The sequence below is a fragment of the Ideonella livida genome, assembly GCF_010499455.1.
GTDB classification, from domain to species: Bacteria; Pseudomonadota; Gammaproteobacteria; order Burkholderiales; family Burkholderiaceae_C; genus Ideonella; species Ideonella livida.
This window is the reverse complement of the sequence record NZ_JAAGOH010000054.1, coordinates 1-24503: the sequence shown is the minus strand read 5'-3', so window position 1 is coordinate 24503 and position 24503 is coordinate 1. Positions and strand designations below refer to the sequence as shown.

Here is a 24503-nt window from a genome sequence, read left to right as displayed (position 1 = left end):
CGGCTGGCCCTGCTGGCGGGGGTCGCCGCGGAGCCCGCCCGCTGCCTGCGCAATGCGGCGCTGTTTTTTGGCATTGGCGTGCAGGATGTGCCACTGCCCGATGAGGGGATGGCCGGTTCCCAGGCCTACTACCTGTTCTGGCAGCAGCGGCTCAAGGCCGGAGGGGGCTCCGGCCTGCCCCGGGTGGCCGGGGCCACCCCGGCGGCCAACGCCGCCAGCTGGCCGGCGGCCGCCCGGGCGGTGCCCGGCGCCCTGGCGGTGGCCGCGGGCCCATCCCCGGCGGCCGGCTTGGCCCAGGCCCTGGCCGCGCCCTTTGCCCAGGCCCGCTACCAGGTGGAGGACGCGCCCGCACCGGCCGAGGCCGACCTGGAGGCCCTCAAGGCCGGGCTGGTCAAGAGCCTGCCGTTCCAGAGCGAGATCTACCTGCCCACCGCCAAGCTGCCCCTGACCGAGCAGGTCAGCGGGCTGCGCCGCGTCAACTCGCTCATCCGGCCGGAGAACCTGGCCGCCAGCCAGCAGCGCTTTGAGGCGCTGCGCCAGCGTCTGCAGGCCCAGGGCCTCAAGCGGGTCTTTGTCATCGGCAACGGCCCCAGCCTCAAGCAGACCGACCTGCGCCTGCTCAAGGACGAGGTCACCATCGGCTTCAACGGCATCTTCCTGCACGAGCACTTCACGCCCACGATCTATGTCGTCGAAGACCACCTGGTGGCCGAGGACCGGGTGCGCGAGATCCACGACTACGAGTGCCCGGTCAAGGTCTTCCCCTCCTACCTGGGCTACTGCATCCGGCCGCAGGCCAACACCATCTTCCTCAACCACCTGCCGCGGGTGAGCTACCCGGTGGACACCGACTTCTCCGCCGAGGCCGGCCGCATCACCTACACCGGCGGCACCGTCACCTACACCGGCCTGCAGATCGCCGCCTCCTTGGGCGCCGAGGAGATCATCCTCATCGGTGTGGACGCCAGCTACCAGGTCCACCAGGTCAGCCGCGACACCGGCTACGGCACCGGGGTGCTCACCTCGCAGGCCGATGACACCAACCACTTCGACCCGCGCTACTTTGGCAAGGGCTACCGCTGGCACGACCCCAACGTCCACACCATGCTGCAGGCCTACCGCAAGGCCCGCAACTGGGCCCGCGGACGCGGCGTGGCCATCCGCAACGCGACCCTGGGCGGGCAGTTGGAGGTCTTCCCGCGGGTGGACTTCCATGAGCTGTTCCCCCGCCCGCAGGTTTGGCCGCGGCTGGCGGTGGTGGACTTCACCTCGGTGGAGCGCCTCTCCGCCACCGGGGTGGTCAAGAAAAACCTGCTGCAGGGTTGGCCCAAGGCGTCGCAGTTCCACCTCTGGGCCGACGAGAAGGCGCGCCTGATCGCCTTCCAAAGCGTGCCCCACGACCTCTACGCCGACGGGGCCGATGACGAATCGGTCTGGCCCGCCTTCCGCAGCCTGGTGGAGTACGACCCCGAAGTGCTCTACCTGCGCCCCACGCTCGACCGTGAGCCGATGACCGCCGTGCAGCTGGTGGCCGCCGCCACGCTGGGCAAGCCCTGGCTGGTGCACTACATGGACGACTGGCTGGTCAAGGCCCGCCATGTGCGCAGCGCTCCGGTGGCCCGGGCCCATGCCGAGGTCATGGGCTGGCTCTTCCGGCATGCCGCGCAGGTGCTGAGCATCTGCGACAAGATGAGCGAGCACCTGGTGCGCACCTGGGACCTGCCGGCCCACCGCGTGGCCAGCATCCACAACACCATGCAGCCCTGCGAGGCCCGCCGCCGCCCCGGCACCGACCCGACCGTGCGCACCGTGCGCTTCTTTGGTGGGCTGGAGCCCGACATGGGCCTGGGCACCCTGCAGCGCCTGGCCGCCGAGGTCGAACGGGTCAACGCCGCCGGCACGCTGCCCTGGCGCCTGCAGCTGGAGATCGTCACCGGCGCGCACGCCATCCAGAAGCACCAGGCCACCTTTGCGCCCTACGCCGGCACCCGCCTGCTGCCGCAACTGCCCGACTACCAGGACTACCTGGACGCGCTGGCCAGCTCCGACCTGAACCTCATCTGCTACAACTTCGACGCCACCTCGCTGGACTATGTGCGCTTCTCGTTGGCCAACAAGCTGCCCGAGCTGCTCAGCGTGCCGGCCCCCTTCATGGCCATCGGCCACGGCGGCATCGGCACCATGGAGCTGCTGCGCGACGCCGGCTACCCGCTCACCGTCACCGACGAGGGCTTTGACCTGGCCGCGGCCATGCGCCTGGCCTTCGAGCCCTCCGAGGCCCAGGTCGAGGCCTACCAGGCGGCCATGAAGGCGCTGCGCGAGGAGTTCTCTGCCGAGAAGCACCGCTTCGGCCTGCACAGCCTGATGCGCCGCGCCGCGACCGAGGGCCTGGCAGCCGGCCTGCCCCCGCCGCCCCTGGCCGCGCTGTCCACCATCGTCCACGCCGCCCAGGCCCGGCTCAAGAACTCCCAGGACTTGGACTGCCTCATGCGCCTGCCGCTGGTGCCCGCGGCGGTGCTGCAGCCGGCGCTGGCTCGGGTACGGGTTCATGGCCTGGAATGGACCGTGCGCGAGGAGTTCAAGCTGCTGGGCAATCAGGCCGGCAAAGCCGAACAGCTGGCCGCCGGGGACACCGCGCTGCAGGCCCGTGCCCTGGCCTTCCTCATCGCCAGCCTGGGCCATGACCGCTACCAGGCGGTCAACGACGTGGTGCGCGCCTGGCTGCGTCAGGCCTTTGCGCTGCCCGCCGCGGCCTGAGCCGGTGTGTCCTGCCCGCGCAGCCGCATGTACTGTTGCAGGCGTTGGCCGTTGCACCACAAGGCCACCCCCACCGCCCAGGCCAGGCAGGTCTCGGCCGGCTCCTGATCGCGTGCGATCAGGTAGGGCATGACCGCCGCCGGGTAGACCACCAGGCAGTAATACACCGCCGCCAGCACCGCAAAGCCCGAACAGGCCGGCCAGGCCGGCACCACCAGGTCCACCAGGCGGCAGCGGCCCGCGCCTGCCTGCCGGCGCCAGGGCCAGCTCAGCAGCCAACCCAGGGCGCCATACAGCCCGGCCAGCAGGTAGAGCTTGTGCAGGCGGCCGTGCACCGGGGCCAGGTTGTGCAGGCTGATCTCGTGCTGGCGGTTGTGGCGTTCAAAGAAGGCCGGCGTCTCCAGGCCAAACAGGCGCTGGCCCCAGCTGGCCTCCTCCAGGGCCACCAGCAGCAGCAGGGCCGCCAGCAGCAGGTGCAGCACGCCCGCGGTGCGCAGGCCCGCCTCGCGCAGCGCCAGCCCCAGGCGCAGGGCGCTGGCCGCGGCGATGGTGTAGAGGCAGCACTGCATCAGCTCCAGCACGTTGTCCTCCTGGACCAGCTCCACGTAGAGCGCGGGATGGCTGAACTTCAGCGCCAGCGTGGCCGCCCAGAACAGCAGAGGGATGAGCAGGGCCGTGACCGCCATGTGACACCTTTTGATACAGGTCGCGCACAGTGCCACCGCCATGGGCGGGCGGGGGTAATCCCGGCGCCAGTTTGGACGAAAGGTCGAATTTTTGTGCTGGACGGCCTTCTGAGGCGCTGGCGTTGGGCGGGTGGGCGGCCCAACACCCGCATGTCAGCAGGCGCAGGACGGGCGGAAGCGGCCCTGCGGGTCCTCTGACAGGGCCCAGCCCAGCACCCGCCAGCACAGCGCCGTGCCATCGCCCAGCGTCAGCTCCAGCACCCCGGGACCGCCGGCCCCTTCCAGGGGCAGGCGCGAGACCCAGGCCCGCGGCGCCGCCTCATCGGCCGTGGCACCCCACCGGCCGTGGGCGATGCGGCCCCGAACCTGCGCGGCCAGGGCCACCGCCGGCGCCGCCTGCGGCGCCAGCAGCACCAGGGTCAGCCCGGTCTGGTAGCCCGTCTCGTCGGCCCGTTGCACCTGGGCGGCCGACAGGCGCAGCCGCCACTGGTCCGGCCCCGGCGTGACGCCGGCCAACTCGCTGTCGGCCAGCAGCAGCGCATCGGGGGAGGACAGGAAGGCGGGCGTGGACAGGGACATGGGGCGGACCGGGCGGCGGGGCAGGGTAGGGCGGCCGGCATTGTGGTCTGCCCTGGCGTCCAGGCCCGGAGAAGCGCGGCCAAGACCCCGCTGATCCCGTGAACGCCGGCGCGGCGCCTGCCTACTCTGTGCACTAGTGCGCAGCCCCTGCGGCCAACCCCTCCCCCACCTCTTCGGAAGCCCCGCCCGTGAACACACAGTCCCCCAAGAAGAAGGCCCTGATCACCGGTGTCACCGGGCAGGACGGCTCCTACCTGGCCGAGTTCCTGCTGGAGAAGGGCTATGAAGTGCACGGCATCAAGCGCCGCAGCTCCACCTTCAACACCCAGCGGGTGGACCACATCTACGAAGACCCGCACGTCGAGCGCCAGAACTTCAAGCTGCACTACGGCGACCTGGCCGACAGCTCCAACCTCACCCGCATCCTGGCCGAGGTGCGACCCGACGAGGTCTACAACCTGGGGGCGCAGTCGCATGTGGCCGTGAGCTTTGAGGCGCCCGAATACACCGCCGACGTCGACGCCCTGGGCACCCTGCGCCTGCTGGAGTCCATCCGGTTCCTGGGGCTGGAGAAGACCACCCGCTTCTACCAGGCCTCCACCTCCGAGCTGTACGGCTTGGTGCAGGAGATTCCGCAGAAGGAGACCACGCCCTTCCACCCCCGCAGCCCTTACGCGGTCGCCAAGCTCTACGCCTACTGGATCACCGTCAACTACCGCGAGGCCTACGGCCTGTACGCCTGCAACGGCATCTTGTTCAACCACGAGTCGCCGCGCCGGGGCGAAACCTTCGTCACCCGCAAGATCACCCGTGGCCTGTGCAACATCGCCCAGGGTGTGGACAAGTGTCTCTACATGGGCAATATGGACAGCCTGCGCGACTGGGGTCATGCCAAGGACTATGTGCGCATGCAGTGGATGATGCTGCAGCAGGAGCAGCCTGAGGACTTCGTCATCGCCACCGGCAAGCAGTACTCGGTGCGCGAGTTCATCACCTGGACCGCCGCCGAGCTGGGCCTGGTGCTGCGCTTTGAAGGCCAAGGCGTGGACGAGAAGGCCTACGTGGCCCAGAAGGTCGGCGACAAGGCCCCCGCCCTCAAGGTGGGCGACTGCGTGGTCGCGGTGGATCCGCGCTACTTCCGTCCCGCCGAGGTGGAGACCTTGCTGGGCGATCCGGCCAAGGCCAAGGCCCGCCTGGGCTGGGTGCCCGAAATCAGCGCCCAGCAGATGTGCGCCGAGATGGTGGCCGAAGACCTCAAGCTCGCCCGCCGCCACGCCTTCCTGTGCGCCCACGGCCATGACCTGGCCATGCCGCGCGACCTGGCCGCTTGACAACCATTTCTCCGCACCTCGGCAGGAAGTCGACATGTTGGTCGTTTGCAATGGCAACACCAAGAGTGGCAGCACCTGGATGACACGGTTGGTGGCCGAGGCTGGCCACTGGGCCAAGCTGCCGGTGGACTGGCAGGCCACCGGGTGGAAGAACCCGTCGCTGGACGAGGCGAAGCTCCCGCGCTTTGCGGCAGAACAGCCGTGGCGTCAGCAAGACCTCTACTGCAAGCAGCATTGGGCAGGCAGGGCCGAGTACTTGGCCCTGGCCCATTCGCCTGGTGTACGCACCTTGCTTTGTGTGCGCGACCTCAAGGATGTGCTGGTGTCGCGCTATTTCCACGATCTGCGGGTGGCAGAAACCAAGGCCCCGAGTCTGGAGTACTACTACTTTGGTGGCGAGGGCAGGGTGCGGATGCGTGAATACCTGGCTTACCACCGCTTTTGGCGCGAGGCGGCTTGTCCCCAGGCCCTGCTGCTGACCTACGAGGACATGCTGAGCGACTTTGACACCCAGGCGCATCGTCTGTTTGCGTTTCTTGAGCGTCCGCTCACGTCGCAGGGCTTGGAGAAGATCAAGGCCAGGACCTCCTTCGCCTTTTTGAACAAGAAGAACGCGGCCTTTTTCCGCAAGGGGCAGGTGGGCGATTGGGTGAATCACTTCACCCCGGTGGTGATGCAGGACCTGCATGAGCTGGCGACAGCCGAAGACTTTGACTACCGCATGCAGCCGGACCTCTGGCCCCTGGACTTTGAAGTGTTTGCGGCCTGAAGCCGTGGGGGAGCCACCACATGCAGCCCGCCCTCAGCGTGGTCATGCCCACGCGCAACCAAGCTCGTTTCATTGCCGAGTCCGTGCGCAGCGTGCTGGCGCCGGCGGCGCTGCCGCCTCCCGGGCTGGAGCTGGTGGTCATGGACGGCGCCTCCACCGACGGCACGCCCGACCTGCTGGCCCAGCTGGCCGGCGAGTTCCCGGGCCGGCTGCGCTGGCACAGCGCGCCCGACAGCGGCCCCGCCCAAGCCGTGAACCGTGCCGTGGCCCTGGCCCGCGCGCCCCTGCTCGGCTGGCTTAACTCCGACGACCTTTACCTGCCGGGCGCGGCCGCCCGGGCGCTGGACCACCTGCTCACCCATCCTGCGCAGGTCATGGTCTACGGGCAGGCCCGGCATGTGGACCAGGACGGCCAGGACCTGGGCGCCTACCCCACCCGTGGCCCCGACACCCCGCTGGCCGCCTGGGCCGACGGCTGCCACCTCTGCCAGCCCACCGCCTTCTTCCGCCGCGAGGCGTTTGAGGCCCTGGGCGGGCTGGACGAGACCCTGCACGCCAGCTTTGACTACGAGCTGTGGTTGCGCCTGTTCCGCGCCCATCCCGGACGCATCGGTTTCATCGACCAGGTGCAGGCCCTGTCCCGCCTGCATGCCGAAGGCATCACCCTGCGGCTGCGTGAGCGGGTGGCCCGTGAAGGTGTGCGGGTGGTGCACCGCCACCTGGGGCCCGCGCCCCTGCACTGGTTGCTGACCCTGCTGGGCGAGCTGTGCGAGCGCCACCTGAGCGACCCCGCCGCACCCGCGACACCAGGCCCGGCGGCGCAGGTGCGTGCGCTGGCTGCCGAGCTGTCGGGCTGCCTGGCACCGGGCGCCGCCCAGGCGCTGGAGGAGGCCTTGGCCGAAGACCGTCGCCTGGCCTGCCAGAGCCCGCACACCGCGGTGGACGTGGACGCCAGCGGCCGCGCGCCGGCCCGGCTGGCCCTGCGCGCGCGCCAGCCCACCGCGGGCGGGCGCATCGTCTCCGGGCTGTGGCTTCGTGGTGTGCACCGCCGGCCCGGCCCGTTGCACCTGCGGTGGCAGGACGCCCGTGGCCAGCCCCATCACTTTGAGCTGGACGGCCCGGGCGCCTTTGAAGTGCACGTGGACGTGCCCGACCACCGCCCCGGCGCCGGCGTGGCCTGGACCGTGGTCCAGGGCGGTCCGCCGCCGCCCGCAGGTCAACCCGCCTACTGGCTGGTGGACGCCCAGCCCTGCTGGGCCCCCTGTTCGGTGGCGCCTGCCTTGTGCCCGGTCTGACGGGCTCGACCGCCCCCCCTTATCTGCCCTGCGCCATGTCCGAAGCCCTCACCGCCCCTCCAGCCCCCACCGCAACCGCGCCGCGCCAGGCGTCGGACCCCGAGGCCGTGTGGGCGGCGCAGGCCCGAGCCCGGCTTGCCGCCGCACAGGCCACCCCGCAGGCCGACCTGTCTGCGCTGACCCAGGCCATCTGGGCTGAACTGGCCCAGCGGCTGGCGCAGCAGCGCCCCGCCCCTGAGGCGCTGCACCGCCTGAGCCTGGAGCTGGCGGTGGACCCGTCCCACCCCTTGTCGCCCTGGCCCGACTGCGCCCGCGCTGCGCTGCAGGACTGCCCGGATTCATTGGCCATGGCCCGCCGCGTGCTGCATGAGGCAGCGCGGCGCCTGGACGACGCCCTGCACCAGCAGGCCTACGCCCAGGTCTGCCGGCTGATGACCACAGGCGATCCCGACCTGACCCCCCTGCACGCCATGACCGCGCGGATCCGCTATGCCATGGCCGACATGGTTGGGGCGCTGGCGGCCTGCGGTCATGCCCTGGCCGGCCGGCCTGACCATCTGGACATGCAGACCCTGCGGTTGATGGCCGCGCTCGAAGCGCGTGTCGGTGGCGGGGCGGTGACCGGCCCTGGCGACGTCGAGCTGACCGCCTGGGCGGCCTCCCTGGCCGATCTGCCCGGACTGGACCCGGCCGGCGTGAATGCCTGCTACCAGGCCTGGAGCCAGGTCTTGCCGCCCGCGGCGCTGGCCGCACGCTTGGCCCGTCTGGCCCAGGCGCCGGGACTTGATCCCGCCGGCCGGGCCCATGCCGAGAAGCTGGCGCGGGCCGCTTCACGTCCGGCCGTCCAGGTGCAGCGCGCCGCGGGCAGATCCGTCGCCCTTGCCGTCCCGGGCGATCCCCACGAATGGTGCGTGCCCGAGGGTTGCCGCCATGTGGTGCTGTGGTTCTGCGGCCTGGCCGGGGTGATGCCCCGTGACCAGGTGCGCGCGGCGCTGCGGGCCCGTGGGCTGGGTGTGGTGTTTTTGCAGGACGTGCAGCGTGTGGGCTTCACCAGCGGGCTGGCCGGCCTGGGCGTGGGGCTGGCCGCCAGTGCCCAGGCCTTGCGGGCCCGTCTGCCGGCCCATGTCAGCACCCTGAGCTGTGCCGGCAGCTCCTTGGGTGGCTACGGCGCGGTGCTCTACGCCCTGGCCCTGGGGGCCCGGAACGCACTGAGCCTGGGCGGCCTGACCACCTTGCTGGACGATCCCGATGTGCCCGATGTCCGCGGCAAGTTGATCCGTGCGCGCGCCGCCCAGCTGGCGCCTGACCAGGTGCTGGACCTGGCGCCGCTGCTGGCCGCCGCCGACCCGCCGCTGGCCCTGCACCTCTGGCACGGCGCCCTGCACCCAGAGGACTGCGCCCATGCCCGGCACCTGGCCGGCCTGCCCGGCGTGCAGTGCCATGCGCTGCCGGGGCTGGGCGGCCACGACGTGCTGTGGGAACTGGTGGCCAGTGGCCGGCTGGGGGCCGCGCTGGACCTGGCCCTGATGTCCTGATGCCCTGCGGGGCGGATCCACCACCCGCGCACCGCCTCTTGGCACACGCCTCACCGCTCACACCCTCAGCCCGCTGGAGTTCCCCTTGACCCACGACCCTCTTTGGTGTGCGCTGTTCGACCAGGTCTGGGTGCTCAGCCTGCCTGGCGCCCAGGCGCGGCGCGAGCACATCCGCCAGCACCTGCCGGCCCATGGCCTGACCCACTTTGACTTCTTTGACGCCACCCCGGCCGACGCCCCCGAAGTGGCCCGTGCCCTGGCCAGCGGCGAGGTGCTGCAGTTTCCCCCCTGCTTCCGCTGCGGCGGGCTGGACTGCGGCAAGCCCGACTGCAACAACTTCCTCATCCCCGCCCAGGTGGCCTGCTTCCTGAGCTACCGGCGGCTGTGGCGCACCATTGCCCAGGGCCCGGCCGAGCGTGTGCTGGTGCTGGAGGATGACGTGTTCCTGCATGGCCACACCCCCGCCGTGCTGCGCTGGCTGGCCGCGCAGGTGGCCCAAGGCGCATTGGCCTGGGGCCCTGGGCCCGGCCAGCCGCCGGCCCTGTTGCGCCTGGGCTGGGCGCGCGGGGCCGAGCACGAGGCCACCGACCCCGCGCAGTTCCGCCTGGCGGCCACGCTGCGCATGGCCAACCCCTGCCACGCCCTCAACCGTGCCTACGCCCAGGCCCTGGTGGACCGGGACCGCGGCATCTGCCACACCGCCGACGTCTACCAGCACCAGCTCGCGCCACAGCCGGGCGAGGCCCTCACCGTGCTGCCGCCCATCGCTTCAGAGCTGTCGTGGACGGAGGGGCGATTCGCCTCCACCATCCACCCCAAGCCCGTGCACGTGCAGCACCTGCAGGCCCAGGGCGACACCGAGGCCGCCGCCCGCGAGGCCCAGCGCCTGGCCACCCACGTCAAGAAAAAGCACTTCCGCCCGTTGCTCATCAGCGGCCACCCGCGTGGGGGCACCGGCTATGCCGCGGCCCTGTGCCGCCAGCTGGGCCTGGACGTGGGCCATGAAAAGCTGGGGCGCGACGGCATCAGCTCGTGGATGTTTGCCGTGGAGGCGGAGGACAACCCCTATGCCGGGGATGCCGTCGCCCGCAGCCGCCGCGCCCTGGCCTGGCAGCACCTCATCCAGGTGGTGCGCGACCCGGCCACCGCCGCCGCCTCGGTGATGCGGGACTCGCGGTACGCCCCGCCGTCGTACGCCTTCCGCCGGGCGCAGATCCTGCGGCACCTGCGGGTGGACCTGGACCGCCTGCCCAACCCGCTGGAGCAGGCGCTGTGGTCGGTCACCTCCTGGGCGCGCATCCTGCAGGCCCAGCAGCCTGCCTTGGTGATGCGGCTGGAAGATGGGCAAGAGGCGCTGCGCAGCTTCTTGCAGGCCCAGGGCCTGCTGCCCGAGGCCGCACGGGATATGGCGCTGGACACCCGCCCGGTCAATGCCAACAAGCGCTACAAGGGCGTGGTCTACGACAAGCCCGAACTCACGCCGGCCGATTGGCAGGCCCTGAGCCCCGCCACCCAGGCCGAGGTGGCCTGGTACGCCCAGACCTTTGGGTATGCCTTGCCCTGGTCTGCGGCGGCTGGCCAAGCCCAGGGGGCGGCGGCACCGCAGACCGTCGGCGCGCTTTCCGAGGCGGCCCATGTCCACTGACACCGCCCTCCCTCATGCGGCCCCCGGCGCCGGTCTGCAGGACCTGGACCGGCAGTTTCTGCGCCCCAGTGGCTGGCGCCAAAGCCAGGCCGCCATGGCGCCGCTGGGGCCCGACGGCACCCCCTTGCCTTGGTTCACCTACGCCGCCATCGAGCTGCTGCCCTTGCTGCTGCGCCCCACCGACCGGGTGTTTGAGTACGGCGCCGGCCACAGCACGCTGTGGTGGCAGGCGCGTGTGGCCCGGGTCAGCGCGGTGGAGCATGACACCGCCTGGTGCGAGCGCCTGCGCCCCCGCCTGAGCGACCGGGTGGACCTGTGCGCCCGGCCGCTGGACCACCCGGCCAGCGCCGCCGCCTGCCAGCGCGTGGCGCCCTTCTTTGCCCGGCCCCGCCGCACCGACTGGCCCTACGACGCCGCCAAGGTGGTGCGCCGCGGCCTGGAGGACGCGCGCTTCATCGCCTACGCCACCCGACTCGACGAGGTGGACCCGGACCCCACCGCCGCCGATCGGGGCTTTGACGTCATCGTCATCGACGGCATGGCGCGGCGCCTGTGCACCTGGGTGGCGCTGCAGCACCTGCGCCCCGGCGGCGTGCTGGTGCTGGACAACAGCAACCGCAGCGACTACGACCTGGCCTACACCCTGCTGGCCGAGGCCGGGCTGCACCACCTGCCGCTGTGGGGCCTGGTGCCGGGCGCCAACTTCCATACCTGCACCTCGGTGTTCCTGCGCAGCCTGGAGCGCCTGCCCCGCGGCGGCTTCCAGGGCAACCGCCTGGGCCTGCCGGAGTACTGAAGACGCCCCACCATGCTGCCCGCCCTGGCCCATCCCGCCCACCGCGCCGACATTGCCGCCTGCATCGAAGGCTTTGACCCCCTGCCGGCGGCCGCGCTGGACGCGCGCCAGGCCCCGCTGCCGCAGCTGCAGGTGAGCCATGGCGGCCAGGCCGGCCCGGGCCCCAACCGCGTGCTGCACCATGGACTGCCCGCCGACACCCAGGTCAGCGTGCGCTTTGAAGGCGGCTGCACCGGGGCGGCCGTGGTGCTGGGGCCGGGCCTGCGCGGGCAGCTGGCGGTGCAGGTCTGGGGGCATGACAGCCTGATCCACCTCGGGCGCGACTGCACGCTCAAGCAGACCGAGATCCGCTCCTTCCAGCACCATGACCTGGTGGTGGTGGGGCGCGAGGTCAACACCACCGGTCCCAACACCTGGATCTCGGGCAACCACGCCGGGGCGGGCCGGCCGGCGCTCATCATCGGCGACGACACCATGTTTTCCTACGACGTGGTGCTGCGCAACACCGACGCCCACCCCATCCTGTCGCTGGCCGATGACCAGCACCTCAACGTGCCACGCCACGGCATCGTCATCGAGCCGCATGTCTGGGTGGGCGAGCGGGTGGTGATCCTCAAGGACGTGCGGGTGGGCGCCTGCTCGGTGCTGGCGCTGGGGGCGCTGGTCACCCGCGACGTGCCGCGCTGCGCGCTGGCGCGTGGCGCCCCGGCCCGCGCCGAGGCCCGGCCCGGCCAGTACTGGGCCCGCACCTTCGACCCCGCCGACCTGGCCAAGGCCCGGGCCTGGATGGCGCGCTACGGCGGCTGAGCCGGTGGCCGGGGTCGCGGCAGGCGCTGGCCGCAAGTGCTGCAAATGCCGCAAAAAGCCCGGACTTGTCGTGGCAGCTCCGCCGACTGGCCGGGTCTCGGGGTCCGCCCGGGGTTCACTCTTGGCGGCAGCGGCCGAAAGGCTTGACAGCGCGCGTCTGCCCGTGGCGCCGCGCCGGCCGTTGCCGGGCGGTGCAACGGGGGCACGCCAGCCTGTCCGGGTCCTGTCCGGGCCCCGTCCACGCCGTTGACCACGAGTTCCACCATGAGCGCCACCTCCCCCCAGGAAACCACCGCGCTGGCCCAGGCCACGCCCTCCACCGCTGCCCCGGAGCTGGCGCTGGCCCGCCTGGGCATGGTGCTGGACCGCAGCCTGGCGGTGGCGGAGTTCACCCCCGAGGGCCTGGTGCTGCAGGCCAATGCCCACTTTCTGGCCCTCTACGGCTACCGTGCCGATGAGCTGGCCCACCAGCACCACGGCGTGCTGTGCCCGCCGGGCATGGTGCACACCCCCGCCTACCAGTCGGTGTGGGAGGGGCTGCGCCGCGGCGAGGCGGCCCAGGGCCTGTTCCAGCGCCAGACCGCCGACGGCAGCACGCTCTTCATCAGCGCCACCTTCAGCCCGGTGTTTGGCGAGGCGGGCGCGGTGGAGAAGGTGGTCAAGGTGGCCATCGACGTGACGGCCCAGACCCTGGCCGCCCGCGACGCCCAGGCCCATATGCAGGCCCTGCAGGCCACCAACGGCGTGGCCGAATACGCGATGGACGGCCAGGTGCTGTGGGTCAACGAGCAGTCGGCCCTGGCTTTTGGTTACACGCCAGAGGCCATGCGCAGCATGCACTTTGACGACCTGTGCCACCCCGACCACGTGGGCAGCCCCGCCTACCAGGCCTTTTGGGCCGCGCTGCGCGCCGGCCAGTCGCAGACCGGGGAATTCGAGCGCCGGCGCGCCGACGGTCGTTCGCTGTGGGTGCAGGCCAGCTACACCCCGCTGCCCGGTGCCGACGGCCGGCCGGCCAAGGTGATGGTGGTGGCCAAGAACATCACCCGCGCCAAGCTGCAGGCCCTGGAGGACCACGGCCGCATCCAGGCCATCAGCGACTGCCAGTGCGTGGTGGAGTTCGGCCTGGACGGCCAGATCCTGGCCGTCAACGACCTCTTCCTGCAGACCCTGCGCGTCAGCCGCGAGCAGGTCATCGGCCAGAACCACCGGGTGTTCTGCACCCCGGAGGAGGCGGCCTCTGACGCCCACATCGTCTTTTGGGAAGAGCTGGCCGCCGGCGAGAGCAAGACCGGCGAGTTCTTGCGCCTGCGCGGCGACGGCGAGCCGGTGTGGCTGCGCGCCACCTTCACCCCCCTGACGGGCCCGGATGGCCGGCCCTGGAAGGTGATCAAGTACGCCACCGACATCACCGCCAGCCGCCAGCAGGCCGACGAGAACGCGGCCCGCCATGACGCCATCGAGGCCACCCATGCCACCGCCGTCTTTGACATGGAGGGCAAGGTGCTGCAGGCCAACGACCTGTTCTGCCAGGCCCTGGGCGTCCACCCGGCCGAGCTGCAGGGGCGCGACTACCGCGAGCTGTGCGAGCCGCGTTATGTGCGCTCGCCTGAGTACGCCGCCTTTGTGGCCGACATGCAGGCCGGGCGCCACCGCAGCGGCGAGTTCCAGCTGCGGGGCAAAGGCGGGCGCCTGGTGTGGATGCGCGCCAGTTTTGCGCCGGTCACCGGCCACGACGGCCGGCTGACCAAGTGCTTCTTCACCGGGCAGGACGTGAGCGCCGAGCGCACCAAGGCCCTGGAGGACGACGGCAAGGTGGCGGCCATCAACCGCTCGCAGGGGGTCATCGAGTTCGACCTCAATGGCCATATCCTGCAGGCCAACGACAACTTCTTGGCCCTCATGGGCTACAGCGCCGAGGAGGTGGTGGGCCAGCACCACCGCATGTTCGTCGAGGCCGACGAAGCCCTGGCGGCCGCCTACCGCCAGTTCTGGCTCAAGCTGGGCCGCGGTGAGTTCGACGGCGGCGAGTACCTGCGCATCGGCAAGGGTGGGCGGCGGATCTGGATCCAGGCCACCTACAACCCCATCCTGGACGAGACGGGCCAGGCGGTGAAGGTGGTGAAGTACTGCACCGACATCACCGCCCGCAAGGTCGAGGCCCTGGAGAACCAGGCCCGCATGGCCGCCGTGTCGACCAGCAACTGTGTGGGCGAGATGGCGGCCGACGCCACCATCCTCAGCCTCAACGAGAACTTCGCGCGGGCCTACGGCTACACCGTGGCCGAGCTGCTGGGCCGCTCGCAGGCCTTTGTCATGTTCGAGGAAGACCTGCGCAGCGAGGCCTTTGCCAACCGCTGGCGGGCCCTGCGCGCCGGCGAGAGCGTGCACGGCGAGTTGCGGGGCAAGGGGGCGGCCGGGCGCGAGGTGTGGTTCCTGGCCTCCCTCAACCCGGTCATGGGCCTGGACGGCCAGCTGGCCAAGGTGCTGATGCTGGCCAGCGACGTGACCGAGACCCGGCTGGCCCGGCTGGAGGCCGAGGGCAAGCTGGGCGCCATCGACCGTGCCCAGGCGGTGGTGGAGTTCAACCTGGAGGGCAAGGTGCTGCACGCCAACACCAACTTCCTCACCCTCACCGGCTACAGCCGTGAGGAGGTGGTGGGCCGCCACCACCGCCACTTCATGCCGCCGGAGCACGCCGCCAGTGCCGAGTACCTGAGCTTCTGGGAGCGGCTGTCGCGCGGCGAGTTCGCGCAGGGCGAGTTCAAGCGCATGGGCCGCGACGGCCGCGAGATCTGGATCCAGGCCACCTACAACCCCATCTTCGACCCCCGAGGCAACCCGGTGAAAGTGGTCAAGTTCGCCCAGGACGTGACCCAGCAGAAGCTGCGCGCGGCCGAGTTCGAGGCCCGGGTGGCCGCCATCGACAAGGGCCAGGCGGTGGTGGAGTTCGACCTGGACGGGCATGTGCTGCACGCCAACCGCAACTTTCTCTCGGCCATGGGCTACACCGCCCGTGAGATCGTGGGCCAGCACCACAGCATGTTTTGCAGCGGCGAGTACGTGCAGAGCGAGGGCTACCGCGACTTCTGGCTGCGCCTGGGGGAGGGCGAGTTCATCACCGGCCGCTTCCACCGCCTGGGCAAGTACCAGCGCGACGTCTGGATCCAGGCCACCTACAACCCCATCCTGGACCTGAACGGCAAGGTCTGCAAGGTCATCAAGTACGCCTTTGACGTGACCAAGGAGGTGGTGCTGGAGCGCCGCATCACCGAGAAGTCGCGCCAGATGGACGACAGCGTGCATGCGCTGGTGGAGAGCATCACCCAGATCGCCGCCAACTCCGGCGTGGCCGCCGAGATGGCCGAGGCCAGCACCGCCGAGGCCCGCGCCGGCCACAGCGCGCTGCAGCAGGCCATCGGCGCCATCAACACCATCCAGGCCGGCTCGGTGCGCATGTCAGAGATCGTGCGCACCATCGGCGAGATCGCCAACCAGACCAATCTGCTGGCCTTCAACGCCGCCATCGAGGCGGCCCGCGCCGGCCAGCATGGCGTGGGCTTCTCGGTGGTGGCGGGTGAGGTGCGCAAGCTGGCCGAGCGCAGCGCCGTGGCCGCCCGCGAGATCACCCAGCTCATCGAGCAGTCGGTGCTGCAGATTGGGCAGGGCGCCGAGGTGAGCAAGGAAGCTGCGCGCAGCTTTGAGGGCGTGCTGGCCAGCGTGGCCCGCACCGGTGACAGCGTGAACCACATCGCCACCGCCGCCGAGCGCCAACGCCAGACCGCCCACCAGGTGGCCGGCCTGATCGACGACCTCAGCGGCGAACCCGCCTCGTCCGCCACCCGAACCTGAGGCCGCGGCGCCATGACTGAGGCCCTGCTCACCGAGGCCCCGTCGCCCGACACGGCGGTCGAGGCCCTCTCCGCCACGCCGGCTTCCCCACCGGCGACCCCGGACCTGGCCTCGACCCGGACGCCGGCGGGCCGGCAGGGGTTCGGTGCTTTCCATCTGGGCGCCTTGCGCCTGGCCCTGCCCATGGGCGCCCTGCGCGAGGTGATGCCCCTGGGCCGGCTGCAGCCGCTGCCCAGCCCCTGCACGGCGGTCATCGGGGCGCTGGACCTGCGGGGCGTGCTGGCGCCGGTGCTGGACCTGCGGCGCCTGCTGGGCCAGCCCGCGCCGGCGCTGGCCGATGCGGCCGCCGTCATCGTGGTGCACGACGGCCAGCTGCTGGGCCTGCTGGCCGAAGGTGTGGATGGTGTGTTTTCCGCCCCGCCCGAGGCCTTGACCCCGGTGGGCGCACCCGCCGGCGCCGGCGCGGCCCACCGCCTGCTGGCCGCCAGCCTGCGCCGCGAGGACGGCAGCCTGCTGGGCCTGCTCTCGCCCGCGGCCCTGCTGGCGCTGCCCGAGGTGCCGCGTCTGGCCGACCCCGAACCCGGTCGCCAGCGGCATGCCGACGACAGCACCGAGGTCCTGCTGGAGGACCACAGCCTGCCGGTCATGCTGCTGCGCTGCGACCGCTTGCCCCTGGCCCTGGACGCCATGGCGGTGCACACCACCTTGTCCAGCCCACAGCTGCAGCCCTCGCCCCTGGCCCAGGGGGCTTGCCTGGGCGTGCTGGCCCTGGATGGCGAATGGGTGCCCGCGGTCGACCTGCCCCAACTCTGCGGCATGGGCCGGCTCCCGCCCGACGCGCCGCGCCAGGCCTTTGTGCTGCGCCTGCCCGCCGGCCGGGTGGCCTGCTTGGTCAGCGAGGTGCTGGACGTGGTGCGCAGCCAGCCCGGCGACCGGCTGGACCTGCCGGCCTACGCCCTGCAGGTGCCCGAGCTGTTTGCCGGGGCCCTGCCGGCGACCACCCTGCCGCCGGAGGTGGTGGCCCGCGTGGGCGCGGCGGTGCAGCAGTTCCTGCTGCTGGACGGCGAGGCCCTGCGCCGCCACCCGCTGCTGCAGGCCCTGTCGCAGGCCAGTGCGCGGCGTGAGGCGGTGGTGCGCCGCCTGGCGGGTGGTGAGGCCCTGGGCGGGCCCCCTGAGACCGTCCTGGGGGCGGCGGCGCCAGCGGCCGGCACCGCCACGGCCGCCTGCCGCGCCATGATCACCTACGCCTTGGCCGGCGAGACCGCCACGCCCATCGAACAGGTGGCCGAGATCCTGGCCTACCGGGCCGAGGTGGCCGTCTTTGCCCAGGGCGGCCCCTTGCTGGGCCTGCAGGTCTACCGCGGGCGCAGCATCCCGGTGATGTGCCTGAGCCGGCTCAGCGGCTTCGGGCCGGTGGAGGCCAGCCCCGCCGCCAGCATCCTGGTGGTGGAGACGCCGCAGGGCGCCGTGGGTTTTGCCGTGCCCGCGCTGCGCACCATCGAGCCCGCCGACTGGGAGCCCCACTGGCAGGCGCGGGGCCCCGAGCCCGGCGGCACCGCGCTGCAGGCCGTGCTGGCCGAGCGCCACATGGCCCGGGTGGGCGAGGCCGAGGGCCAGCGCCTGCTGCGGGTGCTGGACCTGCACCGCCTGGCCCTGGCGGTGCAGGCCCGCCAGCCGCAGGACGGCTGGGCCGGCTGAGCAGGAGACGCCCATGCCCGAGACCCTGATGCCGGCGGCCCCCGCGCCCACCGCTGCGCCCACCCCGGACGCGGCGCCCGTTGCCGCCCCGGCCCTGCTGCTGGCCGACTCCCCCGCCGACGCCGCCCAGCTGGTGAGCCTGCTGCAGGCCGAGCTGTCCGACGCCTGGGTGCTGACCGACCCGGCCGCCGTGCCCGACCCCGCCCAGGCGCCGGTGCCCGGCCTGTGGCTGCTGGCCTGTCGCCGGCTGGCGGATGTCCGGCCGGTGCTGGCCCGCCTGGGCCGCGGCGGTGAGCCGGCGACCCTGGCCCCTGGCGCGGCCCGGGTGGCCGGCCCGCGGGTGCTGCTGCTGTGCCACAAGGAGGCGCTGGCCGAGGCCTTCGAGGCCTGCCGGCTGGGCCAGGCCGACGACTACGCCCAGGTCTGGCCCATGCCCATGGACGGCTACCGCCCGCGCCTGGCGGTGCGCCAGCTCCTGGGCCAGGCGCGCTGGCAGCTGCAGGTGCAGACCCACTGCCATGACCATTGGCGCGCGCACTGGCGCGGCCACTGGGAGCGCCAGACCCAGGCCCTGGCGCAGCAGGCGCCACCACTGGCTGCGCTGGCCCGGCAGGTGGACCAGGCCGCGGCCCAGGGCCAGGCCCTGGTCGAGGGCAGCGCCCAGGCCCTGGCCGCGCACGACCCGGCGCTGGCCGGCCTGGTGCAGCCGGTGCAGGACTGGGCACGCCGCCTGCCCGAGCAGTTCGCCCCCCAGGTCCAGGCCGCCCAGGCGGTGCAGGCCCTGGCCCAGGCCGCACCCAGCGTGCTGGTGGTCGACGACGACCCCTTCCAGCTGCGCCTGCTGCGCACCGTGCTGGCCGGCTGGCCGCTGCGCCTGCGCGGCGCCGCCTCCGGGGCCGAAGCCCTGGCCGCCGCGGCCGAACAGGCGCCGGACCTGGTGTTCATGGACATCGAGATGCCCGGCATGGACGGCATCCAGACCGTGCGCGGCCTGCGCGCCCAGCCGGGCATGGCCCGGGTGCCGGTGCTCATGCTCACCGGTCAAGGCGACAAGGCCCGCGTGGTGCAGAGCCTGCAGGCCGGGGCCAGCGGCTTCATCGTCAAGCCCTTCACCCGCAAGGTGCTGCACGACCTGCTGGCCCGTCACCTGCCGCAGGTGCCAGCCCCGCCGGGCTGAGGGGCCGACCCCACCCTCACCGCCCCCCTCTGCGCTCATCCTTTTCTTCCGGAGGCCGCCATGCATCCCGCCGACCTGCCCCCCAGTGCCCTGTCCGCCACCGGCACCCCGTCTGGCCAGCTGCCCGTGGACCTGCAGGTCCTGGTGGAGCTGACCGGCTGCGAAGGCCCCATGCTCGATGAGTTCCTGGCGGACTTCCAGCAGCTGGCCGCCCAGGCCGCCCAGGACCTGGCGCAGGCCCACGCGCAGGGCCAGCTGGCGCAGGTGGAGGCGCTGGCCCACCGGGTCAAGAGCTCGGCCCGCTATGCCGGTGCCCTGGCGCTGGGCGACCTGTCGGAAGCGCTGGAGCAGGCCGGCCGCGGCGGCGATTCCGGCGCCGCGGCCCATGCCCTGCCGGCCTGGCTGGCCGAGTGGAGCCGGGTGGACGCCTTCTTGCAGCAGCACCTGCGGGCCAGCCGCAGCGCCTGCTGAGGCCGCCCCCCCCTCCTGCGGCCCGTGTCCCGTGGCTCCCACCCCTGAACCCCCGCCTGCCGCCCCGCCCGCTGGCGCCAGGCCCGAGGCGCCGCCGTGGCGCGACGAGCTGGCCCGGCGCTGGCGCCGGGAGGCGCCGGTGCTGCGGGCGCTGCTGCGGGTCGTCTGGCCCTTCCTGGTGTCGGCCGTCTTCCTGCTGGGCCTGGCCTCCTTCATCTTCTACCTGATGTCGGCCGGCCGGGCCTATGTGGACGGCGAGAGCTTGTGGTCCAAGGCGCAGAAGAACAGCCTGATCTCGCTGGACCGCTACCGCCAGCGCTGCGATCCCCTGCATTGGGAGTTGTACGAGGCCGCGCTGCGCGTGCCGCTGGGCGACCGCGACGCCCGCCTGGCGCTGGAGCGCCCGCAACCCGACATCACCGCGGCGGAGCGTGGTTTTCTGCAGGGGCGCAACCACCACGACGACATCGGCGGGATGATCTTCCTGTTCCGCTACGGCAGCTGGCTGCCGCCCATGGCCCGGGCGGTGCAGGCCTGGCGCGACGCCGATGCCATGCTGCTGGAGGTGGATGCCCAGGCCCGCGGCCTGCGCGAGGTGCTGCAGGCCCACTGCCTGCCCAGCAGCGCCACGCAGGCCCAGATGGACCGCGTGCACGACCTCAATGCCGAGCTCACCGTGGTGCAGCAGCGCTTCTCCGCCAGCCTGGGCGAGGCCAACCGCTGGCTGCTGGGGGTGGCCGTGGCCACCATGGCCCTGGGCAGTGCCCTGCTGTGCGCCGCCGGCCTGGTGCTGGCGCGCCGCGGCGTGTGTGCCCAGCTGCAGGCCCTGCGCCAGGCCGACGAGGCCAGCCGCGCCAAGAGCGAGTTCCTGGCCAACATGAGCCACGAGATCCGCACACCCATGAATGGCGTCATCGGCCTGATTGGTGTGCTGCAGCAGAGCGGCCTCAATGACGAGCAGCGCGAGACGGCCGAACTCATACGCAGCTCCGGCTACGCCCTGCTGGGCATCCTGGAGGACGTCCTGGACCTCTCCAAGATCGAGGCCGGCCAGATGCGACTGGAGCCGGCCGCGCTGGACAGCGCCCTGCTGGTCGAGCAGGTCTGCGCCAGCCTGGACCGCCTGGCGCAGGACAAGCGGGTGGACCTCACCTTCTTCTGCGACCCGGGCCTGCCGCCGGCGGTGATGGGCGATGCGCTGCGGCTGCGCCAGATCCTGCACAACCTGGTGGGCAACGCCGTCAAGTTCTCCGCCCGCGAGGACCGCCGTGGCCAGGTGCATGTGCGCTGGACCCGCCAGCCCGGCCCCGCCGGCGAGCCGGGCCTGGGCCTGAGCGTGGCCGACGACGGCATCGGCATCAGTCCGGCGCAGCAGCGCCGGCTGTTCCAGCCCTTTGTACAGGCCGACCTGTCCACCACCCGACGCTTTGGCGGCACCGGCCTGGGCCTGGCCATTTGCCGGGAGCTGGTGGGCGCCATGGGCGGGCGCATCGGCCTGCGCAGTGCGCTGGGGCAGGGCAGCACCTTTGAGGTGTGGCTGCCCCTGACGGAGGCCGCCGCCCCCGAAGGCGGTGCCGCACCGCCCGAGGCCAGCGGCCCGCGCCTGGACGGCGTGTCCCTGTGGCTGGTGGGCCCGGACAGCCCGCACCTGCAGGACCTGGCCACGTTGCTGCGCCATGCCGGGGCCACCGTCACCGGGCCGCTGCCGCCGCAGGCCGGCTTGGCGGCGTGGGATGGGCGGCCCGACGGCCGCCAGCTCTGGTTGCTGGACGACCCCACCAACGCGCACCCGCTGCCGGGCTGGGCCGGACCGCTGGGCGCCGCCCTGCCGCCCGGCGTGCGGGTCATCGTGCTGGGTCGGGGCCAGCGCCGGCGCATGCGGCCCTGCCGGGGCCTGGCCGCCTTGTCGCTGGACGCCAACGCCCTGGGCCCACGCCAGCTGCGCCAGGCCGTGGTCCACGCGATGCGGCTGGAGGAGGGCGCGCCGGGCACCACCGTGCCGGCCGCCGGCCAGCCTGGCGACACCGCCCCCGCCGCCGGCCAGCCTGGCGACACCGCCCCCGCCGCCGCTGTGGCGCCGCCACCCGCCGCCCCGTCACCACCGGCCGCGCCGCCTGTGGACAAGTCGGTGGGCCAGTGGGCCGCCGCCCCCCGGGCGGCCCGTCCTGAGCGGCCCGAGCGCCTGCTGGTGGCGGAGGACAACCCCGCCAACCAGAAGGTCATCGGCTTCCAGCTGCGCAGCCTGGGCTTTGCGCAGGTGGACCTGGCCGCCGACGGCGTGCAGGCGCTGCGCCTGTACGAGGCCGGTGGTCACGCCCTGATCCTGACGGACCTGCACATGCCGGAGATGGACGGCTACCAGCTGGCCCAGGCGGTGCGTGAGCGCGAGGCACGCGCCGGCGCTGCCACGGCCCGTCTGGGCGGGTCCGGCCCGCGGGTGCCCATCGTCGCCCTGACCGCCAACGCCCAGGCCGGAGAGGCCGAGCGCTGCCGCCAGCGCGGCATGGACGACTTCCTGACCAAGCCCACCAGCCTGGCCAGCCTGGAGGCGACCCTGGCCCGCTGGTTGCCTCCTGCGGCGGTGCCCGCTGCTGCACCCGCTGCTGCGCCCACCCGTCCGCCCGCCGCGCCGGCGCCGGACGGCCCCAACCGGCCCCATGCCTGAAGACCATGGACACCTACTTCCTCTTCGACGCGCGCGGCGTGCCCCTGCTGGACGTGGGCCACGACCTCGGGCTGACCGCCCTGTCGGTGATGGTGGCGGTGCTGGCCGGCATGACCGCCCTGCACCTGCTGGACCTGGCCCGGCGCGAGCCGCCCGGCACCCGGCTGCACCGCCTGGCGCTGGCCGGGGGCGGCCTTGCCTTGGGCCTGGGTGCCTGGGCCATGCACTTCATCGGCATGCTGGCCCTGCAGCTGTGTGTGCGGGTGGCCTATGACCCCGGGCTCACCATGCTCTCGGCCTTGCCGGCGATCGCGGGCGCCACCCTGGCCCTGCACCTGCTGGCCACGCGGCCGGCGGTGCTGCTGCCCGCCGCCGCCCTGGCCGCGGGGGTGGGGGCCACCCACTACCTGGGCATGGCCGCGCTGCGCACCGCGCCGCTGCTGCTGCACCACCCGGGCGTGTTCGGCCTGTCGCTGGCGCTGGCCCTGGCCCTGGGCGTTGCCGCCCTGGAGGTCCACCGGCGCCTGGGCCTGGCGCCGCGGCGTGCCTGGGCCTGTCGCCTGCTGTTGGGCGGCCTGGCCCTGGGCCTGGCGCTGAGCGCCATGCATTACGTGGCCATGTTGGGCCTGCGGGTGGTGGGTCAGGCCGAGACCACACAGGCCCTGCCACCGGAGGGCGGGGGGCTGCTGGCGCTGTGGCTGGCGCTGGCCGTGGGGGCGGTCTCCGCCCTGGCCGTGGCGGTGCAGCTGGCCATGCGCTTCCGGGCCGCGGCGCATGCCCTGGCCAGCCGCGAGGCGCAGCTGCAGGCCCTGGTGACCAATGTGCCGGGCACCACCTTCCGCAGCTGGCGCGACGCCCAGCAGCGCATCGTCATCGACTTCGTCAGTGACGAGGTGCAGGCCCTGACCGGCTGGCCGGCCCAGGCCCTGCGCGGCGGCGAAGTGGCCTTTGACGCCCTGCTGCACCCGGCCGACCGGGCCCGTGTGGTGGCCCAGGCCCGCCAAGCGCTGGACGCCGGGCAGGGCTACCAGCTGGACTACCGCGTGATCGACCGCCTGGGCCATGAACACTGGGTCCATGAGTCCACCGCCGTGGTGCCCGACCCGCTGGTGGGGCACCCCTGGCTGGTGGGCGTCATCATGGACGTGACCGCGGCGCGTCAGCGCAGCGCCGAGTTCGAGGGCGTGGTGGCGGCGTTGCGGCGCGACCTGTGTGTCATCGAGTTCGACCCCGGCGGCCGGGTGGTCGAGGTCAATGACGGCTTTCTGGCCCTGACCGGCCACCGCCGCGAGGCGCTGCTGGGCCAGCCCCATGCCGAGCTGCGCCCGGAGGGTGAGGCCGCCACCCTGGCCTATGCCGAGCACTGGCGGCGCCTGCGCGCGGGCGAGCATGTGGCCGGGCAGTTCCAGCTGCTGCGCGCCGATGGCCGGCCGCTGTGGGTGCACGCCACCTACAACCCCATCCTGGACCTGGATGGGCAGGTGCGGCGGGTGATGAAGTTCGTCACCGACATGAGCCCGCAGCGCGCCCTGGAGGCCGAGCTGCGGGCGGCCAAGGAGCGGGCGGAGCAGGCGGCGCAGGCCAAGAGCGCCTTTCTGGCCAACATGAGCCACGAGATCCGCACCCCGCTCAACGGTGTGATCGGCCTGACCGAGATCCTGCAGCAGAGCCGCCTGGACGCCGGCCAGCAAGAGACGGCCGACCTCATCAAGGACTCGGCCTACTCGCTGCTGGGCATCATCGAGGACATCTTGGACTTCTCCAAGATCGAGGCCGGGCGGCTGGAGCTGGAGCGCGTGCCCATCGAGCCGGCCCGCGTGGTGGAGCAGGTCTGCGCCATGCTCGACCAGGTGGCCGCCAAGAAGGGGGTGGAGCTGACCCTGTTCACCGACCCGGCGGTGCCGGCCTGGGTGCTGGGCGATGCGCTGCGCCTGCGCCAGGTGCTGGTCAACCTGGCCAACAACGCCATCAAGTTCTCCTCCGGCCCCCAGCGGCGGGGCCGGGTGCACGTGGGCCTGACCCGGGCCGCCGACGCCGCGCTGCTGCTGTCGGTGCGTGACGACGGCATTGGCATGGACGCCGCCACCCAGGCCCGGCTGTTCCAGCCTTTCATGCAGGCCGATGTGTCGACCACTCGACATTTTGGGGGCACCGGCCTGGGCCTGGCCATCACCCAGGCGCTGGTGCAGGCCTTTGGCGGGCGCGTGGCCCTGCAGAGCGCGCCTGGGGCCGGCAGCACCTTCACCGTGACCCTGCCGCTGCCGGCCGCCGCCCCGCCGCCCGGGGCGGCCCAGGCCGCACCGGCGGCCGCGCCGGTTTTGCCTTGGGCGGGTCTGCAGGTCTTCACCGTGGGCCCGCCGGCCGCCGGGGTGCACGCCCTGGGCGCCTACCTGCGGGCCGAGGGCGCGGACCTGGCTGCGCCCTGCGACCTGGCCCAAGC

16 protein-coding genes are annotated in these 24503 nt (G+C 72.6%); 14 read left to right on the top strand and 2 right to left on the bottom strand.

Annotated elements, in window-relative coordinates:
- A partial coding sequence (locus tag G3A44_RS22350) for a 6-hydroxymethylpterin diphosphokinase MptE-like protein (RefSeq protein WP_163459971.1) occupies positions 1 to 2757 on the top strand: 2757 nt, incomplete at its 5' end.
- On the opposite strand, the gene G3A44_RS22345 is transcribed toward G3A44_RS22350, so the two are convergent.
- Positions 2727 to 3443, bottom strand: coding sequence for a hypothetical protein (locus G3A44_RS22345; protein WP_163459970.1), 717 nt, complete (start codon positions 3441 to 3443; stop codon positions 2727 to 2729). The two genes, G3A44_RS22350 and G3A44_RS22345, sit on opposite strands and share 31 nt — an antisense overlap.
- A 153-nt stretch (positions 3444 to 3596) precedes the next feature.
- Positions 3597 to 4022 carry a hypothetical protein gene (locus G3A44_RS22340; protein WP_163459969.1) on the bottom strand — a complete coding sequence of 142 codons (426 nt, stop codon included), beginning with the start codon at positions 4020 to 4022 and terminating at the stop codon, positions 3597 to 3599.
- A 188-nt stretch (positions 4023 to 4210) separates the two neighbouring features.
- On the opposite strand from G3A44_RS22340, the gene gmd reads away from it, so the two are divergent.
- From gmd to G3A44_RS22275, 13 genes are all read left to right on the top strand, one after another.
- Positions 4211 to 5353 carry a GDP-mannose 4,6-dehydratase gene (gene gmd / locus G3A44_RS22335; protein WP_163459968.1) on the top strand — a complete coding sequence of 381 codons (1143 nt, stop codon included), beginning with the start codon at positions 4211 to 4213 and terminating at the stop codon, positions 5351 to 5353.
- A 34-nt stretch (positions 5354 to 5387) separates the two neighbouring features.
- Entirely contained in the window at positions 5388 to 6122 is a 735-nt protein-coding gene (locus G3A44_RS22330; RefSeq protein ID WP_163459967.1) for a sulfotransferase domain-containing protein, read from the top strand.
- Positions 6123 to 6142: 20 nt separating this feature from the next.
- Entirely contained in the window at positions 6143 to 7417 is a 1275-nt protein-coding gene (locus tag G3A44_RS22325; protein ID WP_163459966.1) for a glycosyltransferase family 2 protein, read from the top strand.
- A 35-nt stretch (positions 7418 to 7452) separates the two neighbouring features.
- Positions 7453 to 8952, top strand: a complete 1500-nt coding sequence (locus G3A44_RS22320; RefSeq protein WP_163459965.1) for a tetratricopeptide repeat protein — start codon at positions 7453 to 7455, stop codon at positions 8950 to 8952.
- A gap of 85 nt (positions 8953 to 9037) precedes the next feature.
- Positions 9038 to 10597, top strand: a complete 1560-nt coding sequence (locus G3A44_RS22315; RefSeq protein ID WP_163459964.1) for a glycosyltransferase family 25 protein — start codon at positions 9038 to 9040, stop codon at positions 10595 to 10597.
- A complete protein-coding gene (locus tag G3A44_RS22310; RefSeq protein WP_163459963.1) occupies positions 10587 to 11393 on the top strand; it encodes an O-methyltransferase in 807 nt (268 codons plus the stop codon). The genes G3A44_RS22315 and G3A44_RS22310 overlap by 11 nt, the downstream gene beginning before the upstream one ends.
- Positions 11394 to 11405: 12 nt before the next feature.
- Positions 11406 to 12200 carry an acyltransferase gene (locus tag G3A44_RS22305; RefSeq protein WP_163459962.1) on the top strand — a complete coding sequence of 265 codons (795 nt, stop codon included), beginning with the start codon at positions 11406 to 11408 and terminating at the stop codon, positions 12198 to 12200.
- 264 nt (positions 12201 to 12464) lie between these two features.
- Positions 12465 to 16052 carry a PAS domain S-box protein gene (locus tag G3A44_RS22300; protein ID WP_163459961.1) on the top strand — a complete coding sequence of 1196 codons (3588 nt, stop codon included), beginning with the start codon at positions 12465 to 12467 and terminating at the stop codon, positions 16050 to 16052.
- Between the two features lie 12 nt (positions 16053 to 16064).
- Positions 16065 to 17750 (top strand): chemotaxis protein CheW, encoded by a 1686-nt coding sequence (locus tag G3A44_RS22295; protein WP_163459960.1) that lies wholly within the window; start codon positions 16065 to 16067, stop codon positions 17748 to 17750.
- Between the two features lie 13 nt (positions 17751 to 17763).
- Positions 17764 to 18927 (top strand): response regulator, encoded by a 1164-nt coding sequence (locus tag G3A44_RS22290; RefSeq protein WP_163459959.1) that lies wholly within the window; start codon positions 17764 to 17766, stop codon positions 18925 to 18927.
- Positions 18928 to 18987: 60 nt separating this feature from the next.
- Positions 18988 to 19398 carry an Hpt domain-containing protein gene (locus tag G3A44_RS22285; RefSeq protein ID WP_163459958.1) on the top strand — a complete coding sequence of 137 codons (411 nt, stop codon included), beginning with the start codon at positions 18988 to 18990 and terminating at the stop codon, positions 19396 to 19398.
- Positions 19399 to 19429: 31 nt separating this feature from the next.
- Positions 19430 to 22063: a hybrid sensor histidine kinase/response regulator gene (locus tag G3A44_RS22280; protein ID WP_163459957.1), complete on the top strand. Its 2634-nt coding sequence runs from the start codon at positions 19430 to 19432 to the stop codon at positions 22061 to 22063.
- 5 nt (positions 22064 to 22068) lie between these two features.
- On the top strand, positions 22069 to 24503 hold a 2435-nt coding region (locus G3A44_RS22275; RefSeq protein WP_163459956.1), incomplete at its 3' end, for an MHYT domain-containing protein.

What these genes read in the sequence shown, in the direction of transcription:
- G3A44_RS22345 (WP_163459970.1), bottom strand. Translation starts at nt 3,443, where the DNA reads ATGGCGGTCACGGCCCTGCTCATCCCTCTGCTGTTCTGGGCGGCCACG.
- G3A44_RS22290 (WP_163459959.1), top strand. Translation starts at nt 17,764, where the DNA reads ATGCCCGAGACCCTGATGCCGGCGGCCCCCGCGCCCACCGCTGCGCCC.
- G3A44_RS22295 (WP_163459960.1), top strand. Translation starts at nt 16,065, where the DNA reads ATGACTGAGGCCCTGCTCACCGAGGCCCCGTCGCCCGACACGGCGGTC.
- G3A44_RS22330 (WP_163459967.1), top strand. Translation starts at nt 5,388, where the DNA reads ATGTTGGTCGTTTGCAATGGCAACACCAAGAGTGGCAGCACCTGGATG.
- G3A44_RS22305 (WP_163459962.1), top strand. Translation starts at nt 11,406, where the DNA reads ATGCTGCCCGCCCTGGCCCATCCCGCCCACCGCGCCGACATTGCCGCC.
- G3A44_RS22325 (WP_163459966.1), top strand. Translation starts at nt 6,143, where the DNA reads ATGCAGCCCGCCCTCAGCGTGGTCATGCCCACGCGCAACCAAGCTCGT.
- G3A44_RS22310 (WP_163459963.1), top strand. Translation starts at nt 10,587, where the DNA reads ATGTCCACTGACACCGCCCTCCCTCATGCGGCCCCCGGCGCCGGTCTG.
- G3A44_RS22340 (WP_163459969.1), bottom strand. Translation starts at nt 4,022, where the DNA reads ATGTCCCTGTCCACGCCCGCCTTCCTGTCCTCCCCCGATGCGCTGCTG.
- G3A44_RS22300 (WP_163459961.1), top strand. Translation starts at nt 12,465, where the DNA reads ATGAGCGCCACCTCCCCCCAGGAAACCACCGCGCTGGCCCAGGCCACG.
- G3A44_RS22285 (WP_163459958.1), top strand. Translation starts at nt 18,988, where the DNA reads ATGCATCCCGCCGACCTGCCCCCCAGTGCCCTGTCCGCCACCGGCACC.
- G3A44_RS22320 (WP_163459965.1), top strand. Translation starts at nt 7,453, where the DNA reads ATGTCCGAAGCCCTCACCGCCCCTCCAGCCCCCACCGCAACCGCGCCG.